At 34.7% G+C, this 14,743-nt stretch carries 7 protein-coding genes; 4 read left to right on the plus strand and 3 right to left on the minus strand.

The window, feature by feature from the left end; translation table 11 throughout:
* Positions 1–29: 29 nt before the first annotated feature.
* Positions 30–2,849 (plus strand): T9SS type B sorting domain-containing protein, encoded by a 2,820-nt coding sequence (locus ACN5J7_RS02415; protein ID WP_418602521.1) that lies wholly within the window; start codon positions 30–32, stop codon positions 2,847–2,849.
* Positions 2,850–2,871: 22 nt separating this feature from the next.
* Here the strand turns inward: ACN5J7_RS02415 and ACN5J7_RS02420 are convergent, their stop codons facing one another.
* The 3 genes from ACN5J7_RS02420 to ACN5J7_RS02430 all read right to left on the minus strand — a co-directional run bounded on the left by ACN5J7_RS02420 (position 2,872) and on the right by ACN5J7_RS02430 (position 8,677).
* Positions 2,872–3,876 (minus strand): DUF3179 domain-containing (seleno)protein, encoded by a 1,005-nt coding sequence (locus ACN5J7_RS02420; protein ID WP_418602522.1) that lies wholly within the window; start codon positions 3,874–3,876, stop codon positions 2,872–2,874.
* A gap of 106 nt (positions 3,877–3,982) precedes the next feature.
* A complete protein-coding gene (locus ACN5J7_RS02425) occupies positions 3,983–5,410 on the minus strand; it encodes a SusD/RagB family nutrient-binding outer membrane lipoprotein (RefSeq protein ID WP_311939158.1) in 1,428 nt (475 codons plus the stop codon).
* A 12-nt stretch (positions 5,411–5,422) separates the two neighbouring features.
* The gene (locus ACN5J7_RS02430) at positions 5,423–8,677 is read right to left on the minus strand and encodes a SusC/RagA family TonB-linked outer membrane protein (RefSeq protein ID WP_418602523.1); all 3,255 of its coding nucleotides are present in this window, start codon (positions 8,675–8,677) and stop codon (positions 5,423–5,425) included.
* A 659-nt stretch (positions 8,678–9,336) separates the two neighbouring features.
* Between ACN5J7_RS02430 and ACN5J7_RS02435 the strand changes: the two genes are divergently transcribed.
* The 3 genes from ACN5J7_RS02435 (at position 9,337) to ACN5J7_RS02445 (ending at position 14,734) form a co-directional block, all read left to right on the plus strand.
* Complete coding sequence (locus ACN5J7_RS02435) at positions 9,337–9,915, plus strand: RNA polymerase sigma-70 factor (protein WP_418602525.1); 579 nt, start codon at positions 9,337–9,339, stop codon at positions 9,913–9,915.
* Between the two features lie 109 nt (positions 9,916–10,024).
* The gene (locus ACN5J7_RS02440; RefSeq protein WP_311939164.1) at positions 10,025–11,179 is read left to right on the plus strand and encodes a FecR family protein; all 1,155 of its coding nucleotides are present in this window, start codon (positions 10,025–10,027) and stop codon (positions 11,177–11,179) included.
* A 159-nt stretch (positions 11,180–11,338) separates the two neighbouring features.
* A complete protein-coding gene (locus ACN5J7_RS02445; protein ID WP_418602526.1) occupies positions 11,339–14,734 on the plus strand; it encodes a SusC/RagA family TonB-linked outer membrane protein in 3,396 nt (1,131 codons plus the stop codon).
* Positions 14,735–14,743: the final 9 nt, after the last annotated feature.

Consider the following 14,743-nt stretch of genomic DNA (forward strand, 5'->3'; position numbering starts at 1 on the left):
GAACTTATAAGTTGTGTTAAAACCTATAAATGGTTTATAATCAGCGTAAATATGATTATATTTACGGTAAATCAATCAATCAAAATCCATCACCATTGAAAACCAAGATATTACTTTTAATATTTGCCCTTTCTGTTTGTTTTGCTTTTTCACAAAAACAATCGGCCAATTGGTATTTTGGCGAATATGCAGGTCTTAATTTTAATACACCAAACCCAACGCCACTTACAGATGGTCAATTAATTACAAAAGAAGGCTGCGCGACAATATCAGACCCAAATGGAAATCTTTTATTTTATACCGATGGTGTAACCATTTGGGATAGGCGACATCAAATTATGCCTAACGGACAAGGGCTTTTAGGCCACAGTTCGAGTACCGAATCTGCGTTAATTGTACCAAAACCAGGAAGCACATCCAAATATTATTTATTTACCATAGATAAGCCAAGTTATTATTTAACCGAGGCAGAACCCATTGATGGCGTTAACTATTCAGAAATCGATTTGTCTTTAAACGGTAGTTTTGGCGATGTGGTGCCTGGGGCTAAAAACAGTCATTTGGTTACTTATGACACCAATGATGCTGTTCAAAACGAGTATAAATCTTCAGAAAAAATAACGGCTGTTTCACATAGCGATGGAAGTTCGGTGTGGGTTATCACTCAGTTTATGGATAAGTTTTATGTTTTTCTAATTGATGGAAATGGGGTTAACGAAACGCCAATAATATCTACGGTATCGCAAATGGTTCGCCCCGTGTTTAACAGCGATGGGGCCAATATTACGGCAATTGGCTATTTAAAAGCATCGCCAGACGGAAAGAAAATTGCTATTGCCCATAGCTCTACTAATATTGGCGGCGGTGGGCCAAGGTCTCCGAGACGGGAATCGGGGAGGGTTTTGTTATACGATTTTGATAACGCAACCGGTGTTGTGGCCAACGATAAAATTATCATGGATAATACTTATCCTTACGGTGTGGAGTTTTCACCAAATTCAAAAGTATTGTATATCACAAACAATGTGTTTGATGACGATAATATTTTTAATCACAGTCATATTTATCAATATAATTTAGAAAGTTCTGATATTGTTGGAACTAGAGAAACAATTAGTAACTCTCAAAATGTTGCCGGCGCTTTACAATTAGCTATAAACGGAAAAATTTACAGGGCAGGATTTAGGTCTTCTTCGGTTGGCTTAAACCTTTCGGTTATAAACAATCCAAATGAAATTGGTAATGCTGCTGATTATTCGGAGAACTCTGTTAGTTTGGGTGGTAAAGCGGTTCAATTGGGGCTTCCTCCGTTTGTGCAATCACTGTTTTTGTACACTTTCGACTATGAAGATATTTGTTTGGGAGACCAAACCCGTTTTTTTATTACCTCTGAAGAGCCCTACGACAGTGTCCTTTGGGATTTTGGTGACGGTCAAACTTCAACGCTCGACGAGCCGTTACATACCTATGCGCAAGCAGGTGCCTATACCGTAAGTTTAACCATGTATTTAAATGGGGTAGAGCAAGGGCCTTTTTTAAAACAAGTCATTATTTCCCAACCGCCAGATGTTTTGCAAACCACTTTTGATTTAGTGCAATGCGACTCTGCAGATAATAATCCCAATGATGGTATTGCACCTTTTAACTTACAATTGGCCAATGCGCCTTTAAGTTTATTTACTCAGGATGCTATTCAAGTGTATTATTACCATACCATGGCGGATGCTATTAATGACACTGATAATTCTAATTCTATTGATGAAATTTACACCAATCAATCCAATGGCGAAATAGTATATGCCAAAGTGTTTAAGGCCAATACCGATTGTTTTAGTATGGCTACAGTAAGATTAAATACCACACAAGGCGTAGATATTAGCACACATGATTTGGGAGCTTGTGACCCCGATGAAGATAATCTTGCAGATTTCGATTTAGAGTCTGAAGGGATTAGAATAGCTACAGTTTTAAACCTTCCAACAAATGTTGATATATCATTTTACGAAGATGAAAATGATGCTGCCATTGGTATCAATCCGTTGCCAAATATATACACATCAACCAATAATACAGTATATATTAGAGCCGAAAGTGATAATGCGTGCTATGGTACTGGCATTTTAAATTTGGAAGTAAAATCTTTTCCTCAATTGGAAGATCAAGTTATAAATGTTTGCCTTTCGGATTTTCCGATAACTATTAATTCAGGGCTTCATACAAGCCAGATAAGCAATTATAATTACGATTGGAGTACCAATGAGGTTTTAAATGAGATTTTAATTTCAGAAGCAGGAGTTTATACCGTTAGTGTTATTGACCCCTTACTTAATTGTGAAGACACGGTAACCATCACAGTGAATCAGAATGAAATCCCCGTAATACAGGATTTGCTTATTGATGATCGGGATTTAACCGTTGTACTTAATAATTCGACCAAGGATTTTGTGTATGCTATTGATGATGAGTTTGGTGCATATCAAGGCAGTAATTCGTTTTTAAATTTAACTTACGGAAAGCATACGCTCTATATTATGGATGCTCTAAATTGTGAGCGTATATCAAAAGATTTTTACATTTTAGGATTTCCTAAATATTTCACCCCAAACAATGATAGTGCTAATGATACATGGAATGTTGCAGGCTTAGATCCAGCCATATTTGATTCTCAGCTATTAACGGTGGAGATTTTTAATCGGTATGGAAAATTGTTGAAAACCTTTAATCCCAATCTATCCAATGGTTGGAATGGCACCTTTAACGGAAACCTTTTGAGCGATGATGATTATTGGTATTGCTTAAAGCTTCCCAGTGGAGAGGAGTACAGGGGGCATTTTTCATTAATAAGATAAATAGATCTATTGATTTGATAAGTTAATCGTGAAAAACTATGGTTTCAAAGATATCCCTAAAAGCCCACTCTGCAGCAACATAAGATTTTGGGCTATCAAGTTTTGTGCCTTGTCTGCTACCTGAAACCGCATAACCAAAAGCATCCCAAATATTACCTTCATTATCTGTTAACACATTGGGGAATTCATTCACACTTAATGCCGTAAATGTTAAATTACCAGGTAAATAAAAGGCATTAAAATATACGTTTTCTTTACTTCCAACTATTATTACATCTTTACTATTTACAGAAGTATAATCTAATTCTATTCCGTTTTTAAAATTATTATAGTTGAATAGGTGCACAATATCGTCAAATACATGTTCGTGTATCACGCCCAATAGATTGCTGAAATCAATAGGAACAGGAGTTTCATCGCAATTGCAGTCTGTTACATCAGGATGATTAAATACTAAAGCATTAGGGAAATGTGTTTTAACACCAAGCCAGTAAGATTCGATTATGTTATAGGTGTTGAGTCTTATTTCCTTGCTTGCGTCCCTAAGACCACGTATTGCCATTTGAGACCAATAATATTTTAAATCTACATCAGTAGTAATAAGATTATCTTTATATAAGAACCCTGAAGCTTTCATGGTAATAATTTCACCGTTGGTTAGCCTTCTATCAAAGGAAAGTGCACTTTCGGTGATAGGGCAATATGTTATGGCTAAGGGAACATCTCCAAAGGTGTCGTTTATAACTTCAAAGTTATTCGTGTAGTCGTACGGATAGGCATAAACTTGTCCGTTTATTTTTAAAAGCGCAAGTCTTGAATTGTCATTTAAAAAACCAGTAGCGTCAATTTCTGAAACTGTTTTGTAATCTGGGTTTTCCTTTACGGCATATGACCCTCCACCTGCAATGTCGGTTTTAGGCACACACCATAAATTATCTGAAACTTCATCACTGTTATCTTTTACGGCAGTGTTTTCTGTTGAACAACTTACTAGCAAAATTAAAGTTATTATAATTAGCCGTTTCATTTTTGAGTGTATTTAATTTTAGGTCGGTAATTGAATGGGCATCTTACAAAAAAAGCCTTATAAGTTTAAACTTATAAGGCTTTAATATTATAATGGAATTTAAAACTTAGTTTACATCCCAGAATACTTTGGTTTGTTGTGAATCTCCACCAATTGCAGCTGATGCAGCTTCCCAATTAGTACCATTTAAGTTTTGCTCATCAATAGGATAAGTATATCTGTATGGTAGTGGGTTACCTGAGTCAACTGGAAGTTGTAAGGTTGGCGTATCGTATCTTCTCCACGCTGTAAACCCTTCAAATCCTCTGTTGTACATGGCTACCCATAATTGGTTTCCAATTTTCTCTTTATCTGTGCCAGGAGCCGTAGCCCAAGCAACATCTGGATTAGCCATAAAAGCAGCTAAATCGCTTGCTCCCCAATAATCAAAAGATGCGGCAATACCATTATTGTAATGCTCTTCTGCTGTACCACCTACAGACCAACCTTCAACGGCTGCTTCTGCCAAATAAAATGAAACCTCGGCAAAGTCTAATAAACTTGCAGGATTTGTTGGCTCGTAAATAGCATCTCCAAAATGTGAGTGTAACGGAAAACTTGCTATAGTTCCGAAGTTTCCACCCATGTAAACTCCAGCTCCTAAATTGTCATCGAAATATTGAGCCCTTCTAGGGTCATCAAGATTATTCATAAAGTCAACAATAGTATTTGCAGGAAGGTGATCGGCACGGCCAGATTGAACAATATCAACCCAAACAGGATTTGTGTTAGGTGTGGTACCTTCATATTGAACGGTTGCATTATCAGCATTTGATGTAAATGCACCTCCGCTATAACCAGCTTCAATAGTAGATTGAGCTAATGACGGATTAACATCTACAAGGCGATTTCCTATACGAATCAATAACGAGTTTGCAAATTTAACCCAAGCTGCAGAGTTTCCTCCGTAAAGCTGATCGGCTGAACTATAACCAGACCCGCTTAGACCTGGGATAGCTGCAGTTAAACGGCTGATTAAATCAGAATAGATTGTTGCTGCGTCATCATACTTAGGTAATGTTACATCACTAAGCGCTTCGCTGTAAGGAATATCTCCCCAAGTATCAACCATTTGTTGAAAGGTGTACACCATTAAAACTTCGGCTTGAGATGCTCTTGCAGTTTGTTCTGCACCGCTTAATTCGGTGTCTGCTAAAGCATTTTCTTTAGATGTTTGTAAATCTAATAATACATCTCTGTACATTTCAGACCAATGGTAACCTGGAATTGTTCTAGTAACTAAATCAAAGTTTGGTTCTTCCGTATAAGTCGTAGTTGTACTGTATTGCGCAAAAAACCTAAAACTATTACGATTAACGTTTATTTGCGTCATTTGATCAATTAAACTCTTGGTTGCAGAATTAAATAAAAAGTCTGCTGCAACTTGAGTTGGATTTTTAGGATCTCTATTTAAGTTTTCGTATTGTTCATCAGTTTTACAAGATGTTAATACAACAACTACAGAGAGCACTGCTGTTAAAAATATTTTTTTCATTTTCTATTTTTTTTAAAATTGTAATTTAATACTAGCCCCTATTTCTTTAATAGCAGGATAAGCACCTGATTGATTTCCTTGAGCATTACCAGCACTTAAACCAGCTTCTGGATCAGCGTAAGGAACACTTTTATCTATAATCCATAAGTTACGTCCAATAAGAGATACTGAAGCAGAAGTAAATGGTAATTTATCTAAGATTTTAGAATCAAAACTATAAGATAAAGTAGCTTCACGTAATTTTACATAACCTGCATCATAAACGTGGTTTGCTTGTGGTTGACGATATCCCCAAGTACCAGCATCAAGTAAATGAGCTCTTACGTTGTTAGGAGAACCATCGGCCTGAACACCTTCAAAAAGAACACCGCCACTATCAGCACCATAGTTTCCTGGTGTACCAGTTACAGGGTCTCTATAAGGATTTCCTAACTCATTGTTACCAGCAGTAAAATCATATATACCAGTACCAAAACCATAGTAAGTATCAAGTGAGAATACATCACCACCTTTTTGAATATCAATTAAGAAACTTAAGTTAAAGTTTTTGTAGGTAAAGCTATTACGAATACCAGCTTTCCAATCTGGGTTAATATCACCAATGTTGTTGTTACTAGTGGCTGTTCTTAAATAACGACCATTTGTACCAATGGTTTTTTGACCATTTGTATAAACAAAATCACGACCTCTAATAATTCCGTAAGGCTCGCCAACAACTGCGTTAATTGTTAAACCAGTTTGAAAGTTAGCTAACTCCAAAGCTTCAATGCCATCAAGTAAAGACAATACTTTACTTTTGTTTTTATCCCAGTTGATGTTAACATCCCAACTGAAGTTCTCACTTTTTAATGGTGTTGCATTAAGTTGTAACTCAATACCTTTGTTCTCAATAGTACCTGCATTTAAAAGCACTCTCGCGTAACCGGTAGATCTTGTTACAGGTACTTGCGTAATTTGGTCGCGGTTTTCAGTGTTGTAGTAAGTAACATCAAAACCAAATCGGTTATTTAATGTTTTCATTTCTAAACCAACTTCCCAGTTAACTTGTTCTTCTGGCTTTAGATTTGGGTTTTGCTTATTAGTTGGGTTAGACGCACTACCGGAACCACCAAATGGTGGGTTAATACCAAATGTGTTAAATACTTGGTATGGTGTTGTTCCATTACCTACGGTACCATAGTTAGCTCTTAATTTACCAAAATTCAACCAATCGGCTTCCAAAAGGTTAGAAAAGATAAAACTACCGGTAACAGACCAATAGTTGTATGTGTTTTTTGATCTTGGTAAACTTGAGTTACGGTCTCTTCTAAAAGTACCTTCAACAAAAGCTGTATTGTCAAAACCAAAACTAGCACGACCAAAAACACCATCAACCATTTGAGTTGCATCAAATTCGGTAGGCGCATTAATTGGACTAACGCTATTTGCTAAAGTATAAACACCTGCTAAATTTAAACCACCATTGGTAAGCGCATAAATACTATTCCAATCTTTTCTACTTAAATTCATACCTATACTTCCTTCTAAATTTATCTTCTCAGTTAAATCTTTATTAAAGTTAAGGAAAGCATCGTAGTTGTATTCTGCAACCGCGTTATTGAATCTTGTGTATAATGGCACGTTTGAGCTGCCTACGTTTGTTCTTTCTTCTTGTAACTCAGTATAGGTGTCATATGTAAATCTACCAATAACATCTAACCAATCATTGATGTCGTAGTTTAAAACTACGTTACCAAAAAATCTAGAACGCGTATCAGTTTCAAAATTTTCATAGAAAGTCCAATACGGGTTGTCTGAATAAATAGGAGTTAAATTTGTATAAGAGTTAGTGTTCCAAGTTATGTTTTCACGCGTAGACAAATAAGCTTCTTGTTGTTCTTTAACATCAACATTTACTTGCCACCATTGTCTAAATTGTTGCATAACGTTGTTAGAATCGTAACCCGTACCGTAACGACCTCTACCATCAGTTTTAGTAAAAGTGAAAGCAGTCGATACCGTTAATTTATCACTTAAGTCTTGACTACCGTTAAAATTAATACTGTTTCTTTTAATCTCACTGTTAGGTAAGTTACCTTCTTGTAACATGTTTGTAAAACCTACCCTAAAAGAGCCGGTTTCGCTTCCGCCGTCTAATGCAACAGAGTTAACTAGTGTACTTGAAGTTCCCCATACATAATTTGGGTCATGTTTACCCGCTAACCAAGGAGTTGGTTGTAAGTATGTGTCAAGTTGAGGGAAAATACTATTCCATTGATACACTAATAGGTTAGGATCAAACTCACCTCCATAAGACGCATCTTCGGTAAATGGCGTTGCTAAATCAACCGTTCCATCACCATCAACATCAACATCATCAAAATAACCTGTTGATCCGTAGAATGGACCATAACCAGCACCGTACTTCTTTTGGTAAACAGGTAGTGTAGACTTATCTGCCTCACCAACTGTAATGCTTGAATTTATAGTAACTCCAAGTCCTTTTCTTTTAGTACCTTTTTTAGTTGTAATCATAATTACACCATTTGCAGCACGAGAACCGTATAAAGCAGATGCAGCTGCACCTTTTAATACGTTAATAGATTCGATGTCGTCAGGGTTAATGTCTGAAGCAGCATTACCGTAATCGTAACCACCTCTACCACTTGTTTGAGATCTACTCTCCGAAGCAATAGCAGCAGTTATTTGGTTGTTAATACCGTTGTCTAACGGTACACCATCAATAACAAATAAAGCTTGGTTGTTTCCAATTACAGAAGCATTACCTCTAATAATTACTTGGGTAGAACCACCCATTGTACCAGAAGGTTTAATTTGTAAACCTGCTACTTTTCCAGATAAAGAGTTTACAAAGTTTTGGCTTTTTACTGCAGATACAGCTTCACCTTTAACTTCTTGAGTGGCATAACCCAAACTCTTTTTATCTCTTTTAATACCAAGTGCCGTTACAACAACTTCGTCCAATACAGCTGCGTCTTCTTCCATAGTGACGTTAAGCGTATTAGAAGCTCCAACTGTTGCCTCTTTCGTTTTTAAACCTACATAACTAAATACGAGAACGTCTCCTACTTTAGCATTAATGGTATACCTTCCGTCAAAATCGGATTGTGTACCGTTAGTAGTGTTTTTTACGATAATGTTAACCCCAGGAAGCGGCATGCCAGAATTGTCTGCAACCGTACCTGAAATTGTTTTTTCTTGTGCAAAAGAAAGTTGCACAACTAACGCTAGTAATAGCGTTAGAATTCCACTAAACTTTGTTTTCATTTTATGATTTATTTGAATTAGTCAGAGCCAAAAGTCATAATAAAAAGTTAATAAAACAATAAATAATGGTTAAAATTTAATTTTTTGTACAAAAAATTAAGAAAACAATAATTTCAGTCGCCTGAAAAACAGCTATTAAATTGGAATGTATTTTGAAGTTTGAAAATTTAAAAGGCAAACCCTCGGTTTTTCAATTGGCATGAGTAAGCTTTAAAAGACTAGTTTTTGCTAACATACCAAACCCAAAATTTTGGCCAAAAAATTTTTAAATGAAACCACTAATTTTATTTTCAAAACATATGATTGAACCCAAATTGGCGTATGTGTTTTCATGTTGCCATAAAGCATGTCTTGGGAATTGTAGTATAAGCGTGAACTAGAATTAAAGTTATCGAATTTAACAGGTGATTGAAAATTGCTGACAAATTTTTAGTTTGATTCTGCTATTTGAATATATTAAAAAAAGAGACCATCTAAAAAAGATAACCTCTTATAATAACAAAATAGTTGATGTTTAATTTTGGCTTGCCAGTGTTGTATTTGGGTTTGAAAATTTAAAAAGTCAGGTTCTCAAATGAGAGGCTTTCTTTTTTTGTATTCGGGAGATATTGAATAAAATATTTTATTACATTTGTTATGGTTCGAATGAAAACTAACAAATGAGTTTTAATAAAATTAAAGATCAAAAATTAATTGAGCGTCTAAAGCGCAATGATGAAGACGCCTTAAAACTAATTTATAATTTATATTGGGAGCAACTGTTTATTTATGCATTCAGCCTCTTGAAAAAACGTGAAATTTCTGAGGATGTTATCCAAGAAATATTTATTAAAATTTGGGAAAAACGAGATGCACTTTTAATTAAAACCACATTAAAAGGCTATTTATACACTTGTGTTCTTCATAAAGTTTATGATATTTTTAGAAAAGATAAAAATGCCTTTTCTGAAGAGTTGCTGGAAAATTTTGATGTAAAAATTCAAACAACAACTCCAGAGTCAAAGCTGATTTATAAAGAGCTTGAAGCACAAATAAATACAGTTGTAAACACATTGCCCGAAAAATGTAAAAAAGTATTCAACCTAAGTAGAGAGAACCAATTAAGCCATAAGGAAATTTCTTCACAACTAAACATTTCTACAAAATCAGTAGAGGCATACATTACTAAAGCTTTAAAAATAATTAGACCTTCCTTGGTTAACATACCCTACACCATCATTTTTTTGTTTTTTTTGTAAAGGTTTGTTAGCCCCAGATTAACTCCAGAAAAATAAAAAATAAAAATAATACTGTTTTTTGTTAGGGATGCACATCTTTTTTGCGTCATTAATATAAAGAGGCTAACTAGTGAGTGTTAAAGATAAAAATTATTTACAACAATTAATTAAAAAACTTCAGTCTGGAGATATTTCAGATGATGAGATTAAGTTTTTATCCAATTTCTTTTCAAATCAAAACAAAAACAAGGAATGGCCATTTGACGATGCACTTAAAAACGAGTTAAAAAACAAAATTTTTAATAGTGTTACATCAAAAGTAAATGAAGAGTCTCAAAAAAATATAAAACTTACATCGTTTTATAAAAACAACGCTTTAAAATATGCGGCAACTGCTTTAGTGTTAATTTCTATAGCATTTGTCTGGAAATATAATAGTAGTGAATATGAAGGAGCCGATGTTAAGATATCAACAAATAAAATTAAAGTAGGTACCGATAAAGCGACATTAACGCTAGAGGACGGGCAATATGTTGATCTTGAAAAAGGACAGGTTTATGCTACTAAAAACGTAAAAAGCACAGGGGACAAATTATTTTACAACAATAGAATTAACTTAAAGCCTAAATTAGTATACAATTATTTAACGGTGCCAAGAGGTGGGCAGTTTTTTTTACAATTATCAGACGGAACTAAGGTGTGGTTAAACTCAGAGTCTAAACTTAAATATCCTGTTAATTTTATTGAAGGAGAAAACCGTGAAGTAGAATTAGTTTACGGTGAAGCTTTTTTTGATGTATCTCCCAGCTCACGACATAACGGTGCTTTGTTTAGGGTAGCAAGCCGGATGCAGACGGTTGAAGTGTTGGGAACTAAATTCAACATTAAATCATATAAAGATGAAAATATGGTTTACACCACTTTGGTTGAAGGTAAGGTAAAAGTTTCTAATCAATCAGAAAATGTTTATTTAAAACCTAATCAGCAATCTCAAGTTAGTTTGTTAAATAAAAATATAATTTTAAAAGATATTGATGTTTATAATGCAACCTCTTGGGTGAAAGGTGTTTTTAGTTTTGAAGGCAAGCCATTAAAAGATATTATGAAAGTGCTTTCGAGATGGTACGATATGGATGTCGTATTTGCTAATGATAAAATTCAAAACATTAAGTTTATTGGTGTTCTTAGCAAAAATCAAAATATTGAAGATGTTTTGATAAGCATTAAAGAATCTGGGTTTATAAATGCATATGCAATTAAAAACAAACAAATAATTTTAAAATAAAAAAAGAGGGCTAAAGTAGACATTTGGCGGTATCAAACTTTGCACCTCTTAAGTCTGTAGTAATCAATTAATAGTTAATCAACTAAAACATGTAAATTTATGAAAATTAAACCAACTACTTTCTTTTTCTTATTTAGAAAAAGGATTCTAACTATCATTATGAGAACTTTTATATTCTTATTGTGTTCATTATCATTTGGGTTTTCATCCGTTGATATTTTTTCGCAAAATACCAAAATTGAAATCTCAGATGATACTACATTAACTGTAGACGAAGTCTTTAAAATTATTAAAAGACAAACCGATTACAGGTTCATTTATCAGGAAGATATGTTTAAAAACTTTCCTAAAGTTTTTATTAAAAAGGGGGTTATTCAGGCAAACCAATTACTTGATAAAAGCCTAAAAGAAGGTGATTTTATTTTTTCAATTGCGGCAAATAATACTATTATTATTAAAACCAAAGAAGAGCCCGTAATTACAAGTGTGCAAACAAAGGTTGTAAAAGGTGTGGTTACCGATGGGCAATTGCCATTGCCAGGAGCAAGTGTAATAATAAAAGGAACACAAATTGGTACACAAACAGACTTTGATGGAAATTATTCTATTGAAGCTAACCAAGGTGACATCCTTATATTTAGTTATGTAGGAATGACTACCAAGGAAATACAGGTAGGAACATCAAATACAATTAATGTTAAAATGGATGTAGATACCGCCATTCTTGACGAAGTTATAGTTGTTGCCTATGGAACTGCCAAAAAAGCAGATTTTACAGGATCTGCCACACAACTTAACAGTGAAGCACTTTCTAAAATAACTGTAGCTAATGTTTCAGCAGCTATTGAAGGCGCCTCAGCAGGAGTTTCGGTAACAGCTGCTGGTGGACAACCGGGGCAAGGGCAAGATATACGTATTAGAGGATTTGGTTCTTTTAGTGCAGACAGCGATCCTTTGTACGTTGTAGATGGTATTCCGTTTTATGCCTCAATAAACTCAATTAACCCTGCGGATATTGAAAGTTTAACCATTTTAAAAGATGCATCATCAACAGCACTTTACGGAAATAAGGCTGCAAATGGAGTGGTTTTAATCACAACAAAAAAAGGAAAAAATAAAAAAGGACAATTTTCTTTAAATGCATCAACGAGTATTGTAGACCGAGCTATACCAGAGTATGATCGATTAGATTCTGATGAGTATTATGAAATCATGTGGGAGTCTATGCGAAACAGTCAGGCTATCCCAGGTGTAGATTCAGCAGCAGATGTTACCGCAGCCAATGCATTTGCTTCGTCCAATATTATTAATGAGCTACTAAACAATCCATATAATGTTGCTGATGACCAAATTGTGGGGCCAGACGGAAAAATTAATCCAAACGCTAGGCTTTTATATAACGACGTAGACTGGGTTGATGCCATTACCAGAGTAGGGATTCGCCATAATTATGATATTAACTACCAGGGCGGTACAGAAGAAAGCGATTTTTATGTGTCATTAGGGTATTTAGATGAAGAAGGATATATCAAAAAATCTGATTTTGAAAGATTTTCAGGACGTATTAATGCAAATTATCAAGCAAATAATTGGCTTAAAACAGGATTGAATATTGCGGTTACAACTTCTAAAGGTAATCAGGCTCAAACAGGAAGTACACAAAGTAACTCGTTTGTTAATCCAGTGCGTTTTGCAAGAGGCGTAGCACCTATTTATCCTATTTATCAGCATGATGCCGCTGGAAACTTTATTTTAGATGATAACGGAAACCGTCTTTATGATTTGGATGATAACAGACCTAGTGGTGCAAGTGGAGGAAGACATATTCTTGCAGAAATAGATTATAATGACGATATAGATGAAATCACTTCTGTAAGCGGAAAAACGTATTTTGATATTAATTTCACTCAAGATTTAATGTTAACCGTAAATGCGAGTTGGAATCAAAGGCATTGGTACACCACGGATTTTGAAAACAAATTGGTTGGTGACGGTGCTCCGGGAGGTAGAGCTTCAAGACGATACAACAGAAGAACCACTTTAGGGTTTAACCAACTTTTAAATTATACTAAATCGTTTGGCGATCATAACTTTAAATTATTAGCTGCGCACGAATCTTTACAACTAAAAGTAAATGACTTTAGCGGGACAAGAAGACAGTTAATTGCTGATGGTAATACCGAATTAATAAATTTTGTTACCACCACAAACTTAGAATCTGCTACAGATTTATTAAGAGATGAAAGTTACTTTGGCCGTTTTAATTACGATTACGATGGTAAATATTTCTTGAGTGCATCTTATAGAACAGATGGGACTTCTAAATTTGCATCAGATGTTCGTTGGGGTGAATTCTGGTCTTTAGGTCTTGCTTGGAGGTTAGAAAGAGAGTCTTTTATTGAAAACATAGAAGCTATAAACCTATTAAAATTTAGAGCATCGTATGGTGAGTTAGGAAACAACTCTGGAATTGGGTGGTATGCTTACCAAGGGTTATATGATTTAGACTTTAACAACCAGTCAGAATCAGGTTTTTTACAAGCGTCACTGGAGGCTCCTTTATTGGAATGGGAAGCTAGTGAAAGCTATGATGTAGCCATAGAATTTGGATTATGGAATAGATTAAACGGAACGGTTGAATATTATAACCGTGAGTCTGCAAATTTACTTTTTGATGTGCCATTACCATTGTCTAGTGGGAGTGAAGATATCCCAAGAAACATAGGTACTTTATTTAACAGAGGTTTTGAGGTAAGTTTAGATTATGATGTTGTAAAAAGCGACAATTTTAATTGGAATATTGGCGTAAATGCTACAACCATTAAAAACGAGTTTACAAAACTACCTCAAGATGAAATTATAAATGGGTCTAAAAAATTAATGGTAGGCCGCTCAATTTATGATTATTGGTTAAAAGATTGGTATGGCGTAGATCCTGCAGATGGTTCAGCATTATATACCCCAACTCAAGATGCTATTGATGCTAATGGATCAGACATCAGAGTTGTTGATGGCAATACATTAACAACAAACCAATCTAATGCAGAATTTCATTATGCAGGTACAGCGATTCCAGATTTAACAGGAGCTATTAACAATTCGTTTAGATACAAAAATTTTAATTTAAGTTTCTTGTTTACTTATCAAATAGGCGGTGAAAGTATTGATTACAACTATCAAGGTATCATGAGCTCTGGAGGATACGGAACTGCAAAAAGTGTTGATATTCTAGATCGTTGGCAACAACCGGGGGACATAACAAATGTACCTAGGTTAGATGCTTCGCAAACTACTAACTTTAATGCCACATCAGACAGGTGGTTGGTTGATGCCTCTTTTCTAAACATGAAACGTATTAATTTTTCATATAACTTGCCATCGGACTTTATAAGTGCAATAGGCATAAATACAGCAGAACTTTATTTAAGTGCGGAGAATGTGTTTTCAATTAATGCGAGAAAAGGTTTAAACATACAACAGAATTTTAGCGGAACAACATCCAATGTTTATACACCATCAAGAATAGTTTCTTTAGGATTAAATGTTAAATTTTAAAAAAAAAAC

Origin of the sequence: Hwangdonia sp. (assembly GCF_048381975.1) — a bacterium.
In the GTDB taxonomy this organism is placed as follows: Bacteria; Bacteroidota; Bacteroidia; order Flavobacteriales; family Flavobacteriaceae; genus Hwangdonia; species Hwangdonia seohaensis.

Coding starts and splice junctions, on each gene's coding strand:
- ACN5J7_RS02415 (WP_418602521.1), top strand. CDS start 30: ATGGTTTATAATCAGCGTAAATATGATTATATTTACGGTAAATCAATC.
- ACN5J7_RS02420 (WP_418602522.1), bottom strand. CDS start 3,876: ATGAAACGGCTAATTATAATAACTTTAATTTTGCTAGTAAGTTGTTCA.
- ACN5J7_RS02425 (WP_311939158.1), bottom strand. CDS start 5,410: ATGAAAAAAATATTTTTAACAGCAGTGCTCTCTGTAGTTGTTGTATTA.
- ACN5J7_RS02430 (WP_418602523.1), bottom strand. CDS start 8,677: ATGAAAACAAAGTTTAGTGGAATTCTAACGCTATTACTAGCGTTAGTT.
- ACN5J7_RS02435 (WP_418602525.1), top strand. CDS start 9,337: ATGAGTTTTAATAAAATTAAAGATCAAAAATTAATTGAGCGTCTAAAG.
- ACN5J7_RS02445 (WP_418602526.1), top strand. CDS start 11,339: ATGAGAACTTTTATATTCTTATTGTGTTCATTATCATTTGGGTTTTCA.